This window comes from Cupriavidus sp. KB_39, assembly GCF_052114485.1.
Classification (GTDB): domain Bacteria; phylum Pseudomonadota; class Gammaproteobacteria; order Burkholderiales; family Burkholderiaceae; genus Cupriavidus.
In genome coordinates, this window is record NZ_JBFREV010000055.1 from 1 (window position 1) to 21548 (window position 21548).

The window sequence follows — 21548 nt, forward strand, 5'->3', positions numbered from 1 at the left end:
AACGGCGGCTACGCGGTCACCATCGCCCAGCAGCCGGCCGGACAGGTCTGCTCGGTGGCAGGCGGCGCCGGGGCCGGTGTGACCGCAGCGGTCACAAATATCGCCGTGGTCTGTGCCACCACTCGCTTCACCGTCGGTGGCAAGGTCAGCGGACTGGCTGGCGGGCAGTCGGTCGTCCTGCACAACAATGGCGCGGATACCCTGACCCTGAGCGCGAATGGCACGTTCAGCTTTCCSACACCCGTGCCCTACAACGGCAGCTACCTCGTAACGGTATCCGCCCAGCCGGCCGACCAGACCTGCACCGTGAATGGGCACCAAGGCAGCGCGGTCATCGCGGACATTGCCTCGGTGGACGTGGTTTGCGCCACGACCACATACAGTGTGGGCGGCACCGTGGCGGGTCTGTCGAGCCAGGTCACCCTGGCCAACAACGGCACGGACTTCCTCACGATTTCCGAGAACGGCGGATTCACCATGCCGACCGCCCTTCCGACGGGCGGCACCTTCAATGTCACCATCAACACCCTGCCACTCGGGCAGACCTGTACCGTGGTGAACAGCTCCGGCACGGTGGCCGCCGCCAACGTCACGAATATCGCAGTGATCTGCACCTCGCAGCCGATTGGCACCCTCTACATGCCGGCCGCCTCCGCGACGCGGACGGACGTCTACAGCGTGATGTCGGACGGCCAGCTGGTCATTTCCGGCAATGCCTATGGCTACAGCGGGGATCCGATCGCCATGGCCYATGACGACAGCTTGAGAACGCTGTACTTTTCGACGACGAGCGGATGGACGTACAAGTTCGACGTGGCCGCGGACGGCACGTGGATCAGCASCGCGGGGAACTGGGCCTACGGCGGCACGCCCACCAGCCTGTTGCGCGACCCCCTCGGACGGTTCCTCTTCGTGGGAAGTGACGTATTCAACATCCGCACCGCCACTCTCGATGTCCTCGGCAACATGACGACCCCGACGACCCCGATTGGGACGACCTTCCGGCCCGATAGGATGGTCGCTACGCCCGATGGCCAATACCTGATTGCCAGCTCGTCCGCCACACCGGGGTTCGACGTCTTTGCGATCGCCCCGGATGGCTCGCTGACCTCCAGCAGCCATCTCGCCCTGGCTGTGGCGCCGTCAGCGCTGGCGATGCATCCTTCCAACAGCTATCTGTATGTGGCGGACCCCATCAATAACCGAATCATGGAGTATCGCGTCGACGGTGCAGGCAATGTGACGCCCCTGCCGGCCGTGCTCATTGCCACCGACGGGCAGCCACAGCACCTCAGCATCGACCCTTCGGGCCGCTACCTGTACGCCACGAGCCCGGCATCCGGCAGGATCTCGCAGTACACGATCGCCGCCGATGGCACGCTGGTGGCGATGCCCCAGCCCACCGTTGCCGCGGGCACCCTTCCCGGCGCGCCGACGATCGACCCGACCGGGCGCTTCCTTTATGTGCCGAATGCCAGCAGCCTCGAAATCCGCCAGTACGTTATCGGCGTGACCGGTGCGCTGACGCCGCTGACGCCCGCAACCGTGTCGATCCTGGCCGCGCCGACACTGCTGTACAGCGTGCCGTGGTAGGCGCCACCGCCTGAGGGGAAAAGCCAAAAAAAACAGGGCGGGGATGCACTCCCGCCCTGTTTTTCATTTCAGGTACTRATCAGCTCGGACCGCTCAGAACTCCACCATCGCGAAGTCTTCCTTGCCCACGTCGCACTCGGGGCAGCGCCAGTCGTCCGGAATGTCTTCCCAGCGCGTGCCGGGCGCGATGCCGTCCTCGGGCAGGCCGGCCGCTTCGTCGTAGACCCAGCCGCAGATGATGCACACCCATTGCTTGAATTCCGCTTCGGGGGCCGCTGGCTTCCCGGCGCTGGCGGGGGCGTCCTGGCTGGTTTCGGGGTCATCGAGACTGAAGACCAGCGGCGCGGCCGTGGCGCTCGCCAGATCGGCCATGTGACCCTGGAGCCTCGCCATCAGCGCCTGGGTCTCCTCCAGCGTGAAGTCGATCCAGAACGGATCACCAGCGCCATCGTTCAGGCGTTGCGGGGAAAATTGAAGTTCTAGGACGGAGCCTTTCTTGTACATGCGTCGATCGGGTTGAGGGCGGCAAAGGCGCCTAGATGGGGATGATCGGCGGCGCTTCAAGCCGCGCCGCCGGGATCCGCCTTACTGCTGCACCCGGTAGCGCTCGAGCCAGTGCGCATACGGCGCCGGCAGCACCCACGACGGGCGTTCCACGTTCAGCGCCATGGCCGCCTGATAGGGCCAGTGCGGGTTGGACAGCAGCGCGCGACCCACCATGACGAGGTCGATCTGGCCATCGGCAACGGCCTGGTTGGCAATGGCCGGATTGTCGATGCCCCACGACGCCGCCACCGGCAGGCCGGCCTCGCGGCGCACGCGCTCGGCCACCGGGGCCAGGAAGGCCGGGCCCCACGGGATCTGCGCGTCGGGGATGGTGAAGCCGACGCTGACATTGAGCATGTCGAGCCCGCCTTCGCGCATCGCACGGGTCAGCTGGATCGATTCGTCGAGCGTGCGRGCGTCGTCGCCGTCATATTCGATCACGCCAAAGCGCGCGGTCAGCGGCAGGTTCTTCGGCCAGACTTCGCGCACGGCGGCCAGCGTTTCCAGCAGGAAGCGGCTRCGGCCGGCCACGTCGCCGCCATAGCCATCGGTACGCTGGTTGGCGTGGCGCGAGAAGAAGCTCTGGGCGAGGTAGCCGTGCGCGAAGTGCAGCTCAAGCCACTGGAAGCCGGCTTCCAGCGCGCGCTTGGCGGCGGCCACGAAGTCGGCCTGCACGCGGGCGATGTCGTCGAGCGTCATCGCCTTCGGCACCTTGGGCAGGTGGGCGCCGAACGGCACGGCAGACGGGGCGATGGTCGGCCAGCCGCGCGCATCGTCTTCGGCGATATGGTCGTCGCCTTCCCAGGGCCGGTTGGCGCTGGCCTTGCGGCCGGCGTGGGCGATCTGGATGCCGGCCACGGCACCGCCGGCCTTGATCGCGGCGGCAATGCGCGCCATGCCGGCCATCTGCTCGTCGTTCCACAGGCCGGTGCAACCCGGGGAGATGCGGCCTTCCGGCGACACSGCCGTGGCCTCGACGATCACCAGGCCCGCACCGCCACGCGCCAGCCCGGTGTAATGCGCCAGATGCCAGTCGTTGGTGACACCGTCGACGGCGCTGTACTGGCACATCGGCGGAATGGCGATGCGGTTGCGCAGCGTGACGTCTTTCAGCGTGAAGGGGGTGAACAAAGCGGCGTCGCTCATCGGATGGCTCCGGGGGTGTTGTCGAGGGTGCCAATCGTAGGCGGGCGCCGCTATAATGAAAACTATCTGGCGATTATCGTMGTAATAAGAGTTTGTTATGGTGAATCGATGATGGTGAACCCGCAATGGCTGAAGTCCTTCGCCACCCTGGCCGAGCTGGGCAACTTCACGCGCACGGCAGACCGCCTCGGGCTGACCCAGGCCGCCGTCAGTCAACACGTAAGGCATCTCGAAGAGATGTATGGATCACTGCTGATCCGGCGCCCCCGCGCCCTGGAACTGACCCCGGCGGGCGCGGCGCTGCTCGAATACTGCGCCGAGGTGAACCAGGCGCATGAGCGGCTGGCCTCGCGGCTCTCCGACGCCGATGCCACACAGGGCGAGGTGGCGCTGATCACGCCAGGGAGCATCGGCCTATTTATCTACCCGATGCTGCTGGACCTCCAGCAGGAGCATCCCGGGCTGGCCGTGCGGCACCGCTTCGCGCCYGATACCGAGGTGCTGGAGGCGGTGCTGCACAACCGCTACGAACTCGGCATCGTCACGCTCAAGCCGGACGACACGCGCCTGACGGCCACGCCGTTCATCGAGGAACCGCTGGAACTGGTGATCCCGCCCGACGAGGAAGTCCATAGCTGGGACGACCTCGTGCGCATCGGCTTCATCGACCATGCCGAAGGCCAGGCGATGGCCAACCGGCTGCTGAGTCGGCGCTTTCCCGGCAACCCAGGGGCGTTCCACCTGCCTAGGCGCGGCTTCAGCAACCAGATTGGCATGCTGCACGAGCCGGTGGCGCGGGGGCTCGGCTTCACCGTGGTGCCACGCTTCGCCCGCGAGGCGTGGGAGCGCACCCGCCCGGTCAAGGTGGCCGAATGCGGTCCGCCGGTGGTGGACACGCTGTGGTGGATCCATCGTGCCGAATGGCCCCTGTCGGCACGCGCCACGGGCGTGATCCGGTACCTCCGCCAACGGATCGAGGCGGCCTGCGGCAGCATGGTCTGCCTGCTGCCACCGGAGCTGTGACGGGCGCCGATGGCCTGCATTCATGAGCACAGCTAACAAGTGTATGCAGATTCCTGCGTCTACCCTTTGTGGGCCACGCCTCCTATCATTCCGGTTTGCCTTGCCCGAAAGTCCACAAAACAAGGATGCCCCCCATGGAAGATTTCGGCGACATCAGAATGTCACGGCGTGACCTGCTCAAGGCGGGCGCGGCATCGGCCACCGCAGCGGCCGTGCCAGCCGCCCAGGCGCAGGACAGCCCCACTAATGTAAACACCCCCTCGCCCTCCCCCAACGCCAGCCGCCCGCCCGTGGTGGCCAGCGTCACGCTCGACGTCAATGGGCGCCGCCACACGCTCAAGCTGGACACCCGCACCACGCTGCTCGATGCCCTGCGCGAGCACCTGCACCTCACCGGCACCAAGAAGGGTTGCGACCACGGCCAGTGCGGCGCCTGCACGGTGATGGCCGATGGCCGGCGCATCAACGCCTGCCTGTCGCTGGCCGTGATGCACGACGGGGGCAAGGTCACCACCATCGAGGGCCTGGGCACGCCCAACAGCCTGCATCCGATGCAGGCCGCCTTCGTCAAGCATGACGGCTACCAGTGCGGCTATTGCACGCCGGGGCAGATCTGCTCCGCCGTGGCTGTGCTCGACGAGATCCGCCAGGGCATTCCCAGCCATGTCAGCGCCGACCTCAACGCGCGGCCCCAGATGACCGTGGTGGAGTTCCGCGAGCGCATGAGCGGCAATATCTGCCGCTGCGGCGCCTACGCCAACATCGCCGACGCCATGACCGAAGTGGCCGGGAGGCAGGCATGAATCCCTTCAGCTACGAACGCGCCAAGACCCCGGCGGAGGCCGCCGCAGCCGCCGCGCGCACGCCGGGCAGCCGCTTTATCGCGGGCGGGACCAACCTGCTCGACCTGATGAAGCTCGGCATCGAGTCCCCCTCGCACCTGATCGACGTGAACGGCCTGCGGCTCGACAAGATCGAGCCCACCGCCGAGGGCGGCCTGCGCGTGGGCGCGCTGGTGCGCAATACCGACCTGGCCGCCGATACCCGCGTGCGGCGCGACTACGGCGTACTGTCCCGCGCGCTGCTGGCCGGCGCCTCGGGCCAGTTGCGCAACAAGGCCACCACGGCCGGTAACCTGCTGCAACGCACCCGCTGCCCCTACTTCTACGACACCAACCTGCCGTGCAACAAGCGCACGCCGGGCAGCGGCTGCTCGGCCATCGGCGGCGTCACGCGCCAGCACGCGGTGATCGGCGTGAGCGAGGCGTGCATCGCCACCCATCCGAGCGATATGGCCGTGGCCATGCGCCTGCTCGACGCCTCCGTGGAAACCGTCCAGCCGAATGGCGCCGCGCGCGTCATCCCGATTGCCGATTTCCATCGCCTGCCTGGCAACACGCCGCATATCGAGACCGCGCTGCTGCCCGGCGAGCTGATCACGGCCGTCACGTTGCCGCGTCCGCTCGGCGGCGTGCACGCCTACCGCAAGGTGCGTGACCGGGCCTCGTACGCGTTCGCGCTGGTCTCGGTGGCTACCATCGTCCAGCGCGACGGCACCGGCCGCGTGGCGCTGGGCGGCGTGGCGCACAAGCCGTGGCGCGTGGAAGCCGCCGAGGCGGACCTGCCGCGCGGCGCGCGCGCCGTCACCCAGCGCCTGCTGGAAGGCGCCACGCCCACGCCCGAGAACACCTTCAAGGTGGCGCTGACCGAGCGCACGCTCGGCGCTGTGCTGCTGCAGGCCAAGCGCTGACCGAACGGAAACAAGGACGCTCCGATGAAATTCGACACGCCCGCCACCACCAATCCGATCGACCAGCTCAAGGTGGTCGGCCAGCCGCTCAACCGCATCGACGGCCCGCTCAAGACCACCGGCGTCGCCCGCTACGCCTATGAATGGCACGACGTTGCCCGCAACGCCGCCTATGGCTACGTGGTGGGCGCCGGCATCGCCAAGGGCCGCATCGCCGGCATCGACACCGACGCCGCGCACCGCGCGCCGGGCGTGCTGGCCATCGTCACCGCCGCCAACGCCGGCACGCTCGGCAAGGGCCGCTTCAATAACGCGCGGCTGCTGGGCGGCCCGGAGGTGCAGCACTACCATCAGGCCATCGCGCTGGTCGTGGCCGAGACCTTCGAGCAGGCACGCGCCGCCGCGCAGCTGGTGCGGGTGCGCTATGAACGCGAGCGCGGCAGCTTCGACCTCGCCGCCTCACGCGACGGGGCCACGCGCCCGAAGTCCGGCACGCCCGAATCGGCCCGTGGGGATTTCCCCGGCGCCTTCGCGGCGGCCCCGGTGCAGCTGGACGGCACCTACTCCACCCCCGACCAGGCCCACGCGATGATGGAGCCCCATGCGTCGATGGCGAGCTGGACCGGCGACCAGCTCACGGTGTGGACTTCCAACCAGATGATCGACTGGAGCCGGGGCGACCTCGCCCAGACGCTCGGCGTGCCGAAGGACAACGTGCGCCTGATCTCGCCCTTTATCGGCGGCGGCTTCGGCGGCAAGCTGTTCGTGCGCGCCGATGCCGTGCTCGCCGCCCTCGGCGCGCGGGCGGTACACCGGCCCGTGAAGGTGGCACTGACGCGCCCGCTGATCTTCAACAACACGCCGCACCGGCCGGCCACGATCCAGCGCATCCGCCTCGGCGCCGGGCGTGACGGCCGGCTGACCGCCATCGGCCATGAAAGCTGGTCCGGCGACATCGACGGCGTGAAGCCCGAGAACGCGGTGCAGCAGACGCGCCTGCTCTACGCCGGCGCCCATCGCATGACCGCGCTGCGGCTGTCCGCGCTGGACCTGCCGGAAGGCAACGCCATGCGCGCGCCCGGCGAGGCGCCCGGCATGATGGCGCTGGAGATCGCCATGGATGAGATGGCCGGCAAGCTCGGCCTCGATCCGGTGGAATTCCGCGTGCGCAAYGACACCCAGGTGGACCCGGAGAAGCCCGAGCGCCCGTTCTCGCAGCGGCGTCTGGTCGATTGCCTGCGCATCGGCGCCGAGCGCTTCGGCTGGAAGGGCCGCGCCACGCGCCCCGGCGCGGTGCGCGACGGCCAGTGGCTGGTGGGCATGGGCGTGGCGGCGGCGTTCCGCAACAACCAGGTGGCCAAGTCCGGCGCGCGCGTGCGGCTGGACAAGCGCGGCATGGTGACCGTGGAAACCGACATGACCGACATCGGCACGGGCAGCTACACCATCATCGCCCAGACCGCCGCCGAAATGCTGGGCCTGCCGATCGACAAGGTCATCGTGCGGCTGGGCGACTCGACCTTCCCGGTCTCGTCCGGCTCGGGCGGCCAGTGGGGCGGCAACAGCTCCACCGCCGGCGTCTACGCCGCGTGCGTGAAGCTGCGCGAGGCGATTGCCACGCAGGCCGGTCTTGATGCCGCCACGGCCGTGTTCGAGAACGGCCGGGTCCGCGCCGGCGGCAACAACCCGGGCGGGCGCGCCGTGCCGCTGGCCACCGTGGCCGCGCGCGGCGACATCGTGGCCGAAGACACCATCGAGTTCGGCGACCTCACGCGCCGCTACCAGCAATCCACCTTCGGCGCCCATTTCGTGGAAGTCGGCGTGGATGCGGACACCTGCGAGATCCGCGTGCGCCGCATGCTGGCGGTCTGCGCCGCCGGGCGCATCCTCAACCCGAAGTCGGCCCGCAGCCAGGTGATCGGCGCGATGACGATGGGCGTGGGCGCGGCGCTGATGGAGGAGCTGGCGGTGGACAAGCGGCTGGGCTGCTTCATCAACCACGACCTGGCCGGCTACGAGGTGCCCGTGCATGCGGACATCGGCCCGCAGGAGGTGGTGTTCCTCGACGAAACCGACCCGATGTCCTCGCCGATGAAGGCCAAGGGCGTGGGCGARCTGGGCATCTGCGGCGTGGGSGCCGCCATCGCCAACGCGGTCTTCAACGCCACCGGCGTGCGCGTGCGCGACTACCCGGTCACGCTCGACAAGCTGCTCGGGCGGATGCCCGACCTGTCAGCCTGAGGGCCTGAGGGCCTGAGCCCCTAGTCCCACGGCCGGGGCGCCGACACCGGATGCCGGTGTCGCGCCTCGGCCAGGATGCGGCATTCGTCCACCGCGCAGTAGCCGTCACGCTGCAGCGCACTCCAGACCTCGGTGGCGCTAAGGCCGGTCAGCGGCGTGTGGGGATCGAAATCGCACGACTCCACCCGCTCGGGCGGACCGAGCCAGGCGAGCATGGCGGGCGGGATGTTTTCCAGCGGGTGTGTGTGCGCGACGAAAAGAGCGCGTACACCACGACGATGTATCGAGATCTTCACGACGGTACCCTTCGAGAGGAACGGAACTGTCTAATTTTTAGGATGCCGGTCGGCCGGAGGTCAAGGGCGTCCCTGTATCAAAGTATTAATGCACCAACGGATTAACGGATTAACGCATCGGCGATCCGGTCGGCCGTGTTGACCGAGTCGGTCAGCCCCAGGTGGCCGTGGCCCACCGCCAGCCAGAGGCCGGGCTGGCCGTCGGCCGGTCCCACCACGGGCACCGAATCCGGCATGCAGGGCCGGTGGCCCATCCAGGTGGTGACGTGGGCGTCTTCGAGCCCCTTGAATGTCTCCCGCGCAATACGTTCGAGGATGGCCGCGCGCTTCGGATCGGGCCGCGCCGCCAGCCCGGCGATCTCCACCGTGCCGCCCACGCGCAGCCCGCCCTCCATCGGCGTGACGAAGATCTTGCGATCGGTCAGCACCACGGTGCGCGACACCGCGTCGTGCCGGTTGGTGAACTGCACGTGATAGCCGCGCTGGCTCTCCAGCTGTAGCCGCACGCCCAGCGGGTCCAGCAGCCGGCGCGACCAGGCGCCCGCCGCCACCACCACGTGGTCCGCCGTGTGGCGGCCTTCCGCACCGCTCAGCAGCCATTCCCCGTCCTGCCGGCGCATCCCGCGAATCTCGTCGCGCACGATCCGGCCGCCGCGCGCGACGAAGGCCGCGGCAATCGCCTCCGTGTAGCGCGCCGGGTTGCGGATGGTGGCGTGGTCGGCCAGAAAGACGCCCGCCTGGTAGCGCGGCGCCACGCCGGGCTCGAGCGCCTCGATGCCGGCCCGGTCCAGCCGTTCGAAGCGGAAGCCGAAGCGCTCGCGCAGCTGCCACGCCGCCGCATCCGCCTCAAGCGCGGCAGCATCGGGGTACAGGTGCAGATGGCCGCGCCGCATGAACAGCTCGGGCACGCCGACTTCGCGCGCCAGCGCCTCGTGGCGGTCCCCGGCGTTGGCGTGGAGCGCGGCCAGCGCTGCCGCCGACTCCGCCACGCGCCCCGGCGCGGCCGAGAGGACGAAGCGCGTCAGCCACGCCGCCGCCGTGGGCAGGTAGGCCAGCCGCAGATGGAGCGGACTTTCCGGATCGAACAGCATCTTGGGGAGCGAGGCCAGCACGCCCGGCATGGCCAGCGGCGCCACCGAACTCACGCTGATGGCGCCCGAATTGCCGTAGCTGCACCCCTGCGCGGGGGCGTCCCGGTCGATCAGCGTCACGTCGGCGCCGCGCTTGCGCAGCGCCAGCGCGATACAGCAGCCCACAATGCCGGCGCCCACCACGGCAACCCGTGGCGTCTTGTCAGTCGTCTTCGTCATGGGCCGAAACCTTAGTCGGATAAGGCGSCGCCGGCAAGCCATCGCGCCGATGTTCGCCCAGCCGGGGCGCCGATGCATCGCCAATGCGCCGCCATGGCGCATGGCATGACACATTGCGGTGCGCCACACGGCCCGCCCGGCGCCGGGGCCGTGGCACGGAACCTGCTGAACCGGTGGCCAGGAGAGTAGAAGCGTTCAGCGGCCCGCCTCGCCATGTCGGGCCGCCCGGAAATTGCTCGCCGCGTGTTCCCACACCCATTTTCCGGAGAGCTTTYCCATGCGCCGCCGTTCCTTTCTCCATGCCACCGCCGCCACCGCTGTGTCGTCGCTGATCGCCGCCCCCGCCTTCGTGCGCGCCGCCGGCAGCCTGCAGAAGTTCAAGTTCAACCTCGGCTGGAAGGTCGAGGCGTCCGGCGCCGGCTTCCTGCTGGCCCAGCAGCGCGGCTACTACAAGGACGCCGGGCTCGACGTGGTGATCGACACCGGCAACGGCTCGGCTTCGGCCATCAGCCTCGTGGCGGGCGGCGCCTACGACTGCGCCTCGGCGGATCTGGCCGCCATGCTCGAATTCAACGCCGCCAACCCCGCCGCCGCGCTCAAGGCGGTGGCCATCCAGTACGACCTGAACCCRAACGCCGTGATCGTGCGCAAGGACGGCCCGATCCGCAAGCCGGGCGATCTGGCGGCCAAAACCATCCTCGGCCAGCCGTTCAACGCCTCGCGCAAGCTGTTCCCGGTGTTCGCCAAGGCGCAGGGCTTCGACCCGTCCTCGATCAAATGGGAGAGCGCCACGCCGGATATCGGCGACACCCGCTTCGTCAAGGGTGACTTCGACGCCGTGGCCTACTTCTACTTCACCGGCCTGCTCAACCTCAAGGCGCGCGGCATGGGCCCGGAGAAGCTCAGCGTGTTCCGCTTCTCCGACTACGGCATGAAATCGTACGGCAACGGGTTGGTGGCCAACCCGAAGAGCATGGCCGAGCACCCGGACGCCATGAAGGCCTTCGTCAAGGCCTCCACGCGCGGCTGGATCGAGGCSATGGCCGACCCGCAGGCCGGCGCCGCCGCCGTCAAGGCGCGCGMGCCGCTGGCCGACCAGACGCTGGAATTCGAACGGCTGAAGCTGATTGTCGAYGGSTCGATGCGCACSCCCGATACGCTGCGCGACGGTTGGGGCGCCGCCACCCAGGCACGGCTGCAGGCCACCATCGACGAGACGGTCGGCGCGTTCGGGATGAAGCCCGGCCTGACCGTGGCGGATATCTGGACCGGCCAGTTCCTGCCGGCCCCGGCGGAACGCAAGCTCAAGGCGTAAGCCCCGGGGCTCCCCCCAAAGATCAACCGGCTGCGTGCACCACGCGCGGCCGGTCATGCACCCTGTTGGGGCCGATGCCGGCGCCGATGGGGGCTGACCGGCCCCTTGCGCCCCAACTTTGCTCACAAGTCTTGCATACAAGGCTGGCATACCACTTGCAATAGTGGTCCCCGTGAGCGAACTCCAAGACAAACCCTCCGCCGACATTGCCCAGCGCATCACCGAGGCCATGCTCGCGCAAAAGCTGCTGCCGGGCTCGCGCCTGGGCGAGCAGGAACTGGCCGCGCTGTTCGGCGTCAGCCGCACGCTGGTGCGCGAGGCGCTGATGCGGCTGGCCGCGCGCGGCATGGTGACCGTAAGCGCCCGGCGCGGCTGGTACCTGATCGAACCCGGCGCCGACGATATCCGCGCCGCGTTTGCCGCCCGCCGCATCATCGAGACCGGCCTGCTGCGCGAGATCAGCGCGGCCCAGCCGCCCAGCGCGCCGGCCATCCACACACTGAAGGTGCATATCGCCCGCGAAAAGGCGGCGCTGGACGGCGACGACGCCGGCGAGCGCAGCTTCCTGCTCGGCGACTTCCATGTCTGCCTGTGCGCCGCGCTGGGCCACGGCCTGCTCGTGGATACCCTGCGCGACCTGACCGCGCGCACCACGCTCGTCGCCAGCCGCCAGCAGTCCGCCGCTGACGCGGGCCGCTCCTGCGCGCAGCACGAGGAAATCGTCAACGCGCTGGCCGCCGGCGACGGCGAACGCGCCGCCCGGTTGATGACCGACCACCTCGGCGAAGTCCACGCCAGCCTGGACGCCGTGCCGGCGGACCCGCTGGCCGGCCTGCGCCATGCCCTGGCGCCGGTTTCCGGCCGCGCGCCAGCGYCCCCGATCTCCGCTTCCTCCCGCTCCAACCCACCCGCTTTGCAAAAGGACTGACCGATGACCCCGACTCCATCGACCCCGCTGTTCTCCAAGGCGCGCCGCGCGCTGCTGCTGGGCGTGTTCGCCAGCGTCTGCGTGGCCGCCCTGCCCCGCCCGGCGCAGGCCGACACGCTCGCGGACATCACCAAGGCCGGCGTGCTGCGCGTGGCGGTGCCGCAGGACTTCCCGCCGTTCGGCTCGATTGGCGCCGACATGGCGCCGCAGGGCCTGGACATCGACGTGGCCGCGCTGATGGCGAAGCGGATGGGCGTGAAGCTGCAACTGGTGCCGGTGTCCAGCACCAACCGCGTGCCCTACCTCCAGACCCGCAAGGTGGACCTGATCATCTCCAGCCTCGGCAAGAATCCCGAGCGTGAGAAGGTGCTGGACTTCTCCGAAGCTTATGCCCCGTTCTACAACGGCGTGTTCGGCCCGGCCGACATGCCCGTGAAGAGCGCCGCCGACCTGGCCGGCAAGACCGTCGGCGTCACGCGCGGCGCGGTGGAGGACCTGGAGCTGTCGAAGATCGCCCCGGCCAACGCCACCATCAAGCGCTACGAGGACAACAACGCGACGATCTCCGCGTTCCTGTCCGGCCAGGTGCAGCTGATTGCCACCGGCAACGTGGTCGCCGCCGCGCTGATAGCCAAGCATGCGCCCAAGGCGCCCGAGACCAAGTTCCTGATCAAGAACTCGCCGTGCTTTATCGGCATGAACAAGGACGAGCCCGCGCTCCAGGCCAAGGTGAACGCCATCCTGGCCGAAGCCAAGAAGGACGGCGCGCTGAACTCGCTGTCGATCAAGTGGCTGCTGCGTCCGCTGCCGGCCCAGCTCTGATCTGAACCGCTTCCCCTCCCGCTGCAACCGGTCCCGTCCATGGCCTATCAGTTCGATTTCCTGTCGGTGCTCGACTACACCGACGTCCTGCTCAAGGGCATCGCCGTCACGGCCCAGCTCACGCTCACGGGCGGCGTGCTGGGCGTGGCGGTGGCCATCTTCGGCGCCTGGGCCCGGACGCAGGGGCCGGCTTGGCTGCGCGCCATCGTCGGCGCCTATGTGGAGATGATCCGGAACACGCCGTTCCTGATCCAGCTCTTCTTCATCTTCTTCGGCCTGCCCAGCCTGGGCGTGCAGTTGCCCGAGATGGTGGCCGCCTCGCTGGCGATGGTGATCAACCTGGGCGCCTACGGCACCGAGATCATTCGGGCCGGGCTGGCCGCCACGCCACGCGGCCAGTTCGAGGCCGGCGCCAGCCTGGCGATGTCGCCGCTGCAGGTGTTCCGCCATGTGGTGCTGCGCCCGGCGCTGCAGAAGATCTGGCCGGCGCTGTCGAGCCAGATCGTCATCGTCATGCTTGGCTCGGCGGTCTGCTCCCAGATTGCCGCCCAGGACCTGACCTACGCCGCCAACTTCATCCAGGGCCGCAACTTCCGCGCCTTCGAGGTCTATCTGGTGAGCACCGTGATCTACCTGTTGCTSGCGCTGCTGCTGCGCCAGCTGCTGCGCGGCGTGGGCCGGCAACTGTTTGCGCGGAGGGCGCGATGATCGACTTCACGCTGTGGGACATCGTGCGCAACCTGCTGCTGGCCGCGCGCTGGACCGTCCTGCTGTCGCTGGTGGCCTTTGTCGGCGGCGGCGTGGTGGGCTTGTTGGTGCTGCTGATGCGCACCAGCAAGCGGCCCTTCCTGCGCCGGGCCACCTGGGCCTATATCGAGATCTTCCAGGGCACGCCGCTGCTGATGCAGYTATTCCTCGCCTTCTTCGGCCTCGCGCTGTTCGGCGTGGACGTGCCCGCGTGGCTCGCCGCCGGCGTGGCGCTGACGCTCTGGACCGCCGCCTTCCTGGCCGAGATCTGGCGCGGCTGCGTGGAGGCGATTCCGCGCGGCCAATGGGAGGCGTCCGGCAGCCTGGCCATGAGCTACGTGCAGCAGATGCGCCACGTGATCCTGCCGCAGGCCATGCGCATTGCCGTGGCGCCGACCGTCGGCTTTGGCGTGCAGGTCATCAAGGGCACCGCGCTCGCGTCGATCATCGGTTTCACCGAGCTGTCCAAGGCCGGCACGATGATCGTCAACGCGAGCTTCCAGCCATTCACCGTTTATGCCGCCGTGGCGCTGATGTACTTCGCGCTGTGCTGGCCCCTTTCGCAAGCCAGCAAACTGCTGGAGAGGAAATTCCATGCCGCTCATCGCCATTGACCAGGTCCGCAAGTCGTTCGGCAGCAACGAGGTCCTGAARGGGGTGTCGCTGTCGGTGGAGCCGGGCGAGGTCATCGCCATCATCGGCAAGAGCGGCTCGGGCAAGAGCACGCTGCTCCGCTGCATCAACGGGCTGGAGTCCATCGACGCCGGCGCCATCACCGTGGCTGGCGCCCATCTGGCCGATACCGAGCTGCAACTGCGCGCGCTGCGGCTCAAGGTGGGCATGATCTTCCAGCAGTTCAACCTGTTTCCGCACCTGAGCGCGGGGCGCAACGTGATGTTGTCGCCAATGATCGTCAAGGGGGTGCCGGAGGCCCGGGCGCGCGAGCTGGCGGAGCTGAACCTGGCCCGCGTGGGCCTCTCGGCCAAGTTCGACGCCCATCCCGATCAACTCTCCGGCGGGCAGCAGCAGCGCGTGGCGATTGCCCGGGCGCTGGCGATGCAGCCCGCTGCGCTGCTGTGCGACGAGATCACCTCGGCGCTGGACCCGGAACTCGTCAACGAGGTGCTCCAGGTCATGCGCGGGCTGGCCGCCGATGGGATGACGCTGCTGATGGTCACGCACGAGATGCGCTTCGCCCGGGAAGTGTGCGACCGCGTGGTCTTCATGCACCAGGGCAAGGTCCACGAGATCGSGCCGCCGGACGAGGTCTTCGCCCGTCCGAAGACCCCGGAGTTGCAGCAGTTCCTGGGCATGGTGGAAGCCTAGGCGCTGACCTGACCCTGAGACTGCGCACGCAGGTTCTCGGTGGTCTCGCCCTTGCCGTCGGGCTGCCAGCCCGGGGGCATCGTCAGGTAGCCGAGGGCCGCGCCGAGGCTGGGGGCTGCCGCCATGTCGCGGAACAGGCCAATCCAGTGTTCGAACTGGTTCATCAGCGGGTTCACCGTGCGGGACGGCTTGACCAGCCCGTAGCGGCACGGCTCTTCGGCACGCTCGGCCACATAGGTACCGAACAGGCGGTCGAACACGATCAGCACGCCGCCGTAGTTCGCATCGAGGTAATCCACATTCGAGGCATGGTGCACGCGATGCGCCGACGGCGTGTTGAACACGTATTCGAGCCAGCCCAGGCGCGGCACCCACGTGTTGTGCAGCCAGAACTGGTAGAGCAGGTTGAACATCAGCGTGGCCAGCACCACTTCCGGCCGCACACCCAGCCAGACCAGCGGCGCGAAGAAGATGGCCGTGCCGGTAAGCTTGCCGGTCCAGCCGAGCCGGTAGGCCGAGGCCAGCGTGAGCTGGTTCGGCGAGTGGTGGACCGCGTGSGTCGCCCAGAAGAAGCGCACGCGGTGCGAGGCGCGGTGATACCAGTAGTAGCAGAACTCCTGCCCCACGAAGAGCAGCAGCACCATCAGCGCGCTGTTGAGCGTGACCGTGAACAGGCGGTGATCCCAGGCRAAGGCGAACACGGGCGTGGCCAGCGAGAGCGGCAGCAGCACCGAYAKCTTGCGGCCGGCCAGGTCGGCCAGCGACAGCCAGACCTCCCGCCAGTCGAACGGGGCATTCGARTTCCGGCGCTTGCGCCAGAGCACCACGGCTTCGACSAGCGAGACGGCGACGATGAACGCCGTGGCGTAGAGGGCTATCCGCTGGACGGATAGKTCGGGGTTGGCGGTGGGRGTCAGCATGGCGTGCCTCATGGGGTAGTCGATTGGGGATCGGGACGATGTTGCGTCGCGGTGAGCCAAATGTAGGTGCCGCCCGCCAGCCGCGCCATGCGGGAAATATGTCGCCGGATGTCATGCCCGGAMCGGCGCCACGCCGTGTAACACCGCGACATGGTTTSCGCCTCGCGGACTGCCCCGYCCCCTCCTATATTTCGTCCCGTTGCCGCCGCACATCGGTCGGCTGRAACTCACCAGGAAGGGACTCATCATGAAACGCCTCAGCTTCGTTACCGCTACCGCCGCCCTCATCGTTGCCACCGTCACCGCCGCCACGCCCGCCTTCGCCGGCTGGTATGGCGCTGGGGCGGTCGTCGTCATGCCGCCGCCGCACGTTGTCTATGTCGCCCCGGCGCCGCGYSCCGTCTATGTGGCGCCGCCGCCCCACCCGGCGGTGTGGGTGCCGGGACATTGGGTCGGACGTGTCTGGGTGCCCGCACACTACGCATGACTTCGGGTATCGTTCCCGCATGACGGATGGTCACGGAGACATGCCATGGAGGTAGTCAACCGCATCCTCGTGCTGGACGACGAGGCCGAGTTGCGCAACATGTTGCAGCGCTTCCTGACCAGCCAGGGCTTCCGCGTGCGCGCCGTGGCCGATGGCAAGCAGCTCGACCGCTACCTCCAGCGCGAACCCTACGACCTGCTCGTACTCGACCTGATGATGGCGCCCGAGGATGGCCTGACCATCTGCCGGCGGTTGCGTGCGGACGGCATCACGCTGCCCGTGCTGATGCTGACCGCCAAGGGCGATCCCATGGACCGCGTGCTGGGGCTGGAGACCGGCGCCGAYGACTACCTCSCCAAGCCGTTCGTGCCGGACGAGCTGGTCGCSCGSATCCGYGCGCTGCTGCGGCGGCAGCGGATCGCGTCGGGCGATCCCACCGTCACCGCGCAGACGCTGCGCTTCGGCGAATTCGAGTTCGATGTCGGCCAGCAGACGCTGCGGCTGCGTGGCGATCCCGTGGAGGTGCATTCGGCCCAGATGCTGTTGCTGCACGCGCTCGGATCCTCGCCCAACCGGCCCGTGAGCCGGGAGAACCTGCTGGCCCGCGCGCGCGGGCGCGACCATGACGCGCTGGACCGCAGCATCGACGTACAGGTGCTGCGCCTGCGCCAGATCATCGAGGAAGACCCATCCAAGCCCCGTTTCATCAAGACGGTGTGGGGCGTGGGCTACATGCTGGTGGCCGGCGTGGCGGCGTGATGCGGCTGCCCCGGTCGCTGCTGGCGCGCAATATCGCCCTGCTGGTGGCGCTGGTGGCCGTCACGCAGGCGTGCTCCCTCTCGGTACTGCTCCACTATGTGCAGCGCCCGCGTATCGAGCGCGCGGCCATTATCTTTGCGGACTATGTGAAGACCCTCGATGGCGTGCTGGCCGCGCTGCCGCCTGCCGAGGCGCAGGCGGTCACCACGCGGCTCAACGCCCAGGCGGCGGACCCTGTGCCGGAGCCCACGCCGGACGGCGCCGCCAGCCCCTTGCAACTGTTCCGCACCTACCAGCGCGATGTCTTCCTGCACGCCCTGCGCCGCGACCTGCCGCCCGACATGCCAGTGCGCTGGCAGATCGACGCCCCCGATGGCGAGGAACGGCTGTGGATCCGCGTGCACGTGGCCCACACCCCGRCGTGGATTTCCCTGCCGATGACCGCCGATGCCCGCGCCAGCGGCATCCTGGCCGCGCTGGCGCTCTCGACCGCGCTGGCGATGCTGGCCGCGCTGACCGGCTACCTGATCCAGCGCCACCTGAACCGGCCCCTGCAGGACCTCGCCCGCGCCGCAGGCGACGTGTGCGCTGGAGAGATGCCCGCGCCGCTCCCCACGGACGGCCCCACGGAAATCGCGCAGGTCAGCGCCGCTTTCAACCAGATGACCGACGCCCTGCGCCAGGCGGAAGCCACCCGCGCGCTGATGCTGGCGGGCATCTCGCACGACATCCGCACGCCACTGACCAAGCTGCGCCTGGGCATGGCGATGGCCATGCCACGCGGCAGCGACGACGCTTTCGTTGCCTCCACCGAAAGCTATCTCGACCAGATCGACACGATCCTCCAGCAATTCATGGACTACGCCGGCAGCGGCGAGCGCGAGCCGCCCCAGCCGGGCGACCTCAACGCGCTGGTGCAGCAGTTGTCGTCCGATTTTGCGGGGCTGGGACACAGCTTCGAGTTGTCGATCGGCAACCTGCCGCCGCTCGACTACCGCCCGGTGAGCCTGATGCGGCTGCTGATGAACCTGATGCAGAACGCGGTGGTCTACGGCCGCACCGGACTGGCCGTGCGCACCTGGGCCGATGCGGAGACCGCCTATGTGGCGGTGTGCGACCGGGGCGACGGCATCGGCGCGCAGCAGTTGGAGCAGCTCAAGGCGCCGTTCGCACGCGGCGACAACGCGCGCGGTCATTCGGGCGGCACCGGGCTGGGGCTGGCGATTGTGGAGCGCATCGCGCGGCTGCACGGCGGCTCGCTGCAATTCCGCCCACGTGACGGCGGCGGCCTCGAAGCCGTAGTGGCGCTGCCGCTGCGGCCAGCGGCCTGACATTTCTCGACATACTTGCTGCATGGCATCTGTGGTCGGTTTTTCCCATACTGGGTTCCAGCGATGCACCGACACGCTCCAACCCAACCGATACAGGAKTTCGCCATGCAAACCACCCAACTCTCCCTCATTGCCCGCCGCTTCACCCTCGCCACGCTGACGGCCGCCGCGCTGCTGGCCGCCGGCTACGCCAACGCCACTACCATCACGCAGGGCACCGCCGCCCTCCCCGGCAACGCGGACATCATCTACGTGCAGACCTTCAACGCCAACCCCGATCAGGTCAAGGTAGACAGCCGCGTGATGCAAAAGGTCATGTCGATGGCCGGCGCGGACAGCCAGGCTGGCAAGGCCATGCACGATGCGCGCGAGGCCCGTGATCAGGTGAGCGATGAAATCGTGCGGCAGCTGCGTGCCAAGGGGCTCAACGCAGTGCGCCTCGATGGCGCGGTCCCGGCGGGCGCGAATGCGTTGGTCGTTACCGGCCAGTTCGACAAGATCGACGAAGGCAACCTGCGCCGCCGCATGGTGGTGGGCCTGGGCGCGGGCAAGAGCGATGTGGGCGCGTCGGTCGAACTGGTCTACCAGCCCGCCAATGGCCCGGCGGTGGCGGTGCAGGACTTCCACGCCAGCGCGGATAGCGGCCACATGCCCGGCGTGGCGGAGACCGCCGGCGTGGGCGCGGTGGCCGGCCATGTGGCCATGTCAGCCGCCGCCGGCGGCGCGGCGCACGGCGTCAGCGAACTGCAGCACGACAGCGTCTACAACGACGCCACGCGTCTTGCCGACGCCATCGCCAAGCAGGTTGCCCAATCCGCCCAATCCGCTCAGCGCCCGCTCTCCTGAAGCATGCGGGTCATCAGGTAGAGGCGCGGGACGATGGAATCGAGTTCGATGTACTCGTCGCGCGCGTGATAGCCAAAGCCGGACAGGCCGAAGCTCTCCACCACGGCGGCCTTGCCCGACTGGCCCGCGAAGCCGGCATCCGTGGCGCCGCCCGTGCCGGGAAACAGGGCCAGCTGCCGGCCGTCCAGTTCCGCGTAGATCTTCTGGGCCTGCGCCGCCAGTTCCCGGCCACGCGCATTGACCACGAAGGGCGGACGGCCCTCTTCCATCGTGATGGTGGTCTGCGTATCGGGCACCAGATGACCGGCGTTGACCTTCTCCTGCAGCGCCGCCTGGAGCTTCTGGGCGGCACCGTTGGCCGTGATCCGCACATCGCCGAAGGCGCTGGCCGAAGCAGGAATCTGGTTGCGGGCATCCCCAGCCTTGGCATTGGTCCAGTTCAGTTGCGAGCCCGGCACGGACTTCGCCACATCGCGCGTCTGCTGCAGCTGGTAGGCCAGTTCCATCAAGGCATTGCGGCCCAGCTCCGGCGCGGCGCCGGCGTGCGAGGCGCGGCCCTGAACAGCCATCGTCGCGGAGGCCGTGCCAGCGGCGCCGAGCAGCAGGGATTCGGTCTTGGCCACGGCCTTGGCCGGATTGGGCTCGCAGGACAGCACCACATCGTGCTGCGCCCCCAGCGCGGCAATGGCGGCGCCCGAGCCGAGCGAGCCGATTTCCTCGTCCGCATTGAACAGCACGGTCACCCGCGCGAAGTCCTTCCAGCCCTGCGCCTTCATGATCTCCAGCGCGTGCAGGATGACCGCGATGCCGCCCTTGTCATCGGCGATGCCCGGCCCGTAGAGCTTGTTGCCGTCCTCGCGAATCGGCTGCGAGGCCAGCGTGTTGCGCGCGTAGACGGTGTCCATATGGGCGATCAGCATGACGCGGCCTTTGCCCGTGCCTTCCAGCGTGCCCTTGACGATCGGGCCGTGGCCCTGCGCCGCCGGCACGCGCTCCACGCTGGCACCCAGCGCCGTGAGGCGCTTCTCGGTGTAGGCGGCCATGCGGTTCAGCCCTTCGACGTCATGGCTGCCGGACTCGATCGACACCATCTCCTTGAGCGACTGCACCACGCCCGGCTGCGCGGCCTGTGCCGCCTGCAGCAGGGCCGCGTCCGGCCCGGCGGCCAGCGCGGCGCCGCTCCAGGCCAATGACAACGCGAGGGAGAGCGCTGCGGGCAGCGCTGCGCGGCGGTGACGAACGGAACGGGGCATGAGGATTCCTGTGTGGACGGTTGGCGACAAAAGCCGATCCTATCGCCTGCGCGCGCGGCCGGSGAGGGTCAATCCCGCCAATCCACGCGCCGTTCCCGCCACCGGCATGCCCCCAAAGCACTCAACTGCTCAGCGAAATCCGGTTGACGACGTCCTCCACGCCGTACACATACCAGGCATCCCGCTCGACCTGCTTGCGCGCGCCCTCGCTCGTGGCGTAGCCGTCGAGCGTCACCACGCGTTTCGCGGTGCGCACCGCGATGCGGCCCGCATCGACGAAGGGATCGGTTTCCAGCACCAGTTGCAGCGCCTCGGTGATTTCCTCATCGCTATCGGCCTCGGCCGGCGCCACCACGAGTTCGTTCACCACGCAGCGGCAGCCGCGCGACCACCACGCCAGCACGCCGGCCAGCCGCATGTGGGAAAGGCTGATCACATTGCCGGACAGCGTGACCACGCCATTGGCGGCGGCCACCTCGATCCAGCCGCTGCGCTCGCCCACGGCCTCGCGGCGCGCCTCGTCCTGGCCCTTCACCTTCGCGCAAATCTTGCAGTTGCGGAAATCGATCGCGGTAAGCAGCCGTTGGCACACGGCATCGCGCAGTTCGCCGTCGCCCACCGGCGCGGCGCCATCGGCAATGCGCAGGTGGTCAATGACCATGGTCACGCCGTCCACGCGCCGCAGGTGCGCGGCGGCGCGCGTCTTGTCGACGATGTCCGCTACCTCGCCCTCGAGGATCAGCGCGCCGTCGGAAAGCCGCAGGTGAATGGTGGGATGGAGATGGTGGCCCTGATACGGCACATGCGCCAACGCGGCTCGCGCCTGCGTCAGCACCGCTTCGCTACTCTGCATGATGTTTCTCCATGTTTCGTGGAGATGAGTGGCGCGCGCCCCTGCCTGCGAGCACG

The 21548-nt window shown here is 68.7% G+C and carries 22 protein-coding genes; 15 read left to right on the top strand and 7 right to left on the bottom strand.

What is annotated here, in order from left to right; translation table 11 throughout:
- Nucleotides 1–1593, top strand: a 1593-nt coding sequence (locus AB4Z27_RS26660; protein ID WP_441645675.1) for a lactonase family protein, incomplete at its 5' end; no start/stop codon positions are given.
- 93 nt (nucleotides 1594–1686) lie between these two features.
- Here AB4Z27_RS26660 and AB4Z27_RS26665 read toward each other — a convergent pair.
- Nucleotides 1687–2097: a rubredoxin gene (locus AB4Z27_RS26665; RefSeq protein ID WP_092294995.1), complete on the bottom strand. Its 411-nt coding sequence runs from the start codon at nucleotides 2095–2097 to the stop codon at nucleotides 1687–1689.
- A gap of 81 nt (nucleotides 2098–2178) precedes the next feature.
- The gene (locus tag AB4Z27_RS26670; RefSeq protein ID WP_441592712.1) at nucleotides 2179–3285 is read right to left on the bottom strand and encodes an NADH:flavin oxidoreductase/NADH oxidase; all 1107 of its coding nucleotides are present in this window, start codon (nucleotides 3283–3285) and stop codon (nucleotides 2179–2181) included.
- Nucleotides 3286–3393: 108 nt separating this feature from the next.
- Here AB4Z27_RS26670 and AB4Z27_RS26675 point away from each other — a divergent pair, with 108 nt between their 5' ends.
- The 4 genes from AB4Z27_RS26675 to paoC all read left to right on the top strand — a co-directional run bounded on the left by AB4Z27_RS26675 (nucleotide 3394) and on the right by paoC (nucleotide 8299).
- On the top strand, nucleotides 3394–4308 hold the full coding sequence (locus AB4Z27_RS26675; RefSeq protein ID WP_369823431.1) for a LysR family transcriptional regulator: 915 nt from the start codon (nucleotides 3394–3396) through the stop codon (nucleotides 4306–4308).
- Between the two features lie 134 nt (nucleotides 4309–4442).
- The gene (paoA, locus tag AB4Z27_RS26680) at nucleotides 4443–5111 is read left to right on the top strand and encodes an aldehyde dehydrogenase iron-sulfur subunit PaoA (RefSeq protein WP_092294992.1); all 669 of its coding nucleotides are present in this window, start codon (nucleotides 4443–4445) and stop codon (nucleotides 5109–5111) included.
- Nucleotides 5108–6058, top strand: a complete 951-nt coding sequence (locus tag AB4Z27_RS26685; RefSeq protein WP_092294990.1) for an FAD binding domain-containing protein — start codon at nucleotides 5108–5110, stop codon at nucleotides 6056–6058. The genes paoA and AB4Z27_RS26685 overlap by 4 nt, the downstream gene beginning before the upstream one ends.
- Before the next feature lie 24 nt (nucleotides 6059–6082).
- A complete protein-coding gene (gene paoC, locus AB4Z27_RS26690) occupies nucleotides 6083–8299 on the top strand; it encodes an aldehyde oxidoreductase molybdenum-binding subunit PaoC (RefSeq protein ID WP_092294989.1) in 2217 nt (738 codons plus the stop codon).
- Nucleotides 8300–8319: 20 nt separating this feature from the next.
- Here the strand turns inward: paoC and AB4Z27_RS26695 are convergent, their stop codons facing one another.
- Together AB4Z27_RS26695 and AB4Z27_RS26700 are read right to left on the bottom strand one after the other, a co-directional pair.
- Entirely contained in the window at nucleotides 8320–8595 is a 276-nt protein-coding gene (locus AB4Z27_RS26695; protein ID WP_143093896.1) for a YcgL domain-containing protein, read from the bottom strand.
- Nucleotides 8596–8696: 101 nt separating this feature from the next.
- Nucleotides 8697–9905: an NAD(P)/FAD-dependent oxidoreductase gene (locus AB4Z27_RS26700; protein WP_441592713.1), complete on the bottom strand. Its 1209-nt coding sequence runs from the start codon at nucleotides 9903–9905 to the stop codon at nucleotides 8697–8699.
- A gap of 277 nt (nucleotides 9906–10182) precedes the next feature.
- Between AB4Z27_RS26700 and AB4Z27_RS26705 the strand changes: the two genes are divergently transcribed.
- From AB4Z27_RS26705 to AB4Z27_RS26730, 6 genes are all read left to right on the top strand, one after another.
- Nucleotides 10183–11220: an ABC transporter substrate-binding protein gene (locus tag AB4Z27_RS26705; protein ID WP_441645676.1), complete on the top strand. Its 1038-nt coding sequence runs from the start codon at nucleotides 10183–10185 to the stop codon at nucleotides 11218–11220.
- A gap of 172 nt (nucleotides 11221–11392) precedes the next feature.
- Nucleotides 11393–12148 (top strand): GntR family transcriptional regulator, encoded by a 756-nt coding sequence (locus tag AB4Z27_RS26710; RefSeq protein ID WP_441645677.1) that lies wholly within the window; start codon nucleotides 11393–11395, stop codon nucleotides 12146–12148.
- Nucleotides 12149–12151: 3 nt separating this feature from the next.
- Nucleotides 12152–12970: a transporter substrate-binding domain-containing protein gene (locus AB4Z27_RS26715; protein ID WP_092294979.1), complete on the top strand. Its 819-nt coding sequence runs from the start codon at nucleotides 12152–12154 to the stop codon at nucleotides 12968–12970.
- Nucleotides 12971–13009: 39 nt separating this feature from the next.
- On the top strand, nucleotides 13010–13678 hold the full coding sequence (locus AB4Z27_RS26720) for an amino acid ABC transporter permease (RefSeq protein ID WP_092294977.1): 669 nt from the start codon (nucleotides 13010–13012) through the stop codon (nucleotides 13676–13678).
- Nucleotides 13675–14331: an amino acid ABC transporter permease gene (locus AB4Z27_RS26725; protein ID WP_092294975.1), complete on the top strand. Its 657-nt coding sequence runs from the start codon at nucleotides 13675–13677 to the stop codon at nucleotides 14329–14331. Before AB4Z27_RS26720 ends, AB4Z27_RS26725 begins: the two co-directional genes overlap by 4 nt.
- A complete protein-coding gene (locus AB4Z27_RS26730; protein WP_441645678.1) occupies nucleotides 14312–15043 on the top strand; it encodes an amino acid ABC transporter ATP-binding protein in 732 nt (243 codons plus the stop codon). Before AB4Z27_RS26725 ends, AB4Z27_RS26730 begins: the two co-directional genes overlap by 20 nt.
- Here AB4Z27_RS26730 and AB4Z27_RS26735 read toward each other — a convergent pair.
- The gene (locus AB4Z27_RS26735; protein WP_441645679.1) at nucleotides 15040–15963 is read right to left on the bottom strand and encodes a sterol desaturase family protein; all 924 of its coding nucleotides are present in this window, start codon (nucleotides 15961–15963) and stop codon (nucleotides 15040–15042) included. The genes AB4Z27_RS26730 and AB4Z27_RS26735 overlap by 4 nt on opposite strands.
- A 247-nt stretch (nucleotides 15964–16210) precedes the next feature.
- Between AB4Z27_RS26735 and AB4Z27_RS26740 the strand changes: the two genes are divergently transcribed.
- From AB4Z27_RS26740 to AB4Z27_RS26755, 4 genes are all read left to right on the top strand, one after another.
- Nucleotides 16211–16450, top strand: a complete 240-nt coding sequence (locus tag AB4Z27_RS26740; RefSeq protein WP_441645680.1) for a hypothetical protein — start codon at nucleotides 16211–16213, stop codon at nucleotides 16448–16450.
- A gap of 45 nt (nucleotides 16451–16495) precedes the next feature.
- A complete protein-coding gene (locus tag AB4Z27_RS26745) occupies nucleotides 16496–17209 on the top strand; it encodes a response regulator (RefSeq protein ID WP_441645681.1) in 714 nt (237 codons plus the stop codon).
- Nucleotides 17209–18540, top strand: a complete 1332-nt coding sequence (locus tag AB4Z27_RS26750; RefSeq protein WP_441645682.1) for an ATP-binding protein — start codon at nucleotides 17209–17211, stop codon at nucleotides 18538–18540. The genes AB4Z27_RS26745 and AB4Z27_RS26750 overlap by 1 nt, the downstream gene beginning before the upstream one ends.
- Before the next feature lie 105 nt (nucleotides 18541–18645).
- Nucleotides 18646–19386: a DUF4410 domain-containing protein gene (locus tag AB4Z27_RS26755; RefSeq protein ID WP_092294963.1), complete on the top strand. Its 741-nt coding sequence runs from the start codon at nucleotides 18646–18648 to the stop codon at nucleotides 19384–19386.
- Here AB4Z27_RS26755 and AB4Z27_RS26760 read toward each other — a convergent pair.
- Both AB4Z27_RS26760 and AB4Z27_RS26765 read right to left on the bottom strand, forming a co-directional pair.
- Nucleotides 19368–20639: a M20/M25/M40 family metallo-hydrolase gene (locus AB4Z27_RS26760; RefSeq protein ID WP_441645683.1), complete on the bottom strand. Its 1272-nt coding sequence runs from the start codon at nucleotides 20637–20639 to the stop codon at nucleotides 19368–19370. The two genes, AB4Z27_RS26755 and AB4Z27_RS26760, sit on opposite strands and share 19 nt — an antisense overlap.
- Nucleotides 20640–20760: 121 nt before the next feature.
- Nucleotides 20761–21492, bottom strand: coding sequence for a BON domain-containing protein (locus AB4Z27_RS26765; RefSeq protein ID WP_092294959.1), 732 nt, complete (start codon nucleotides 21490–21492; stop codon nucleotides 20761–20763).
- Nucleotides 21493–21548: the final 56 nt, after the last annotated feature.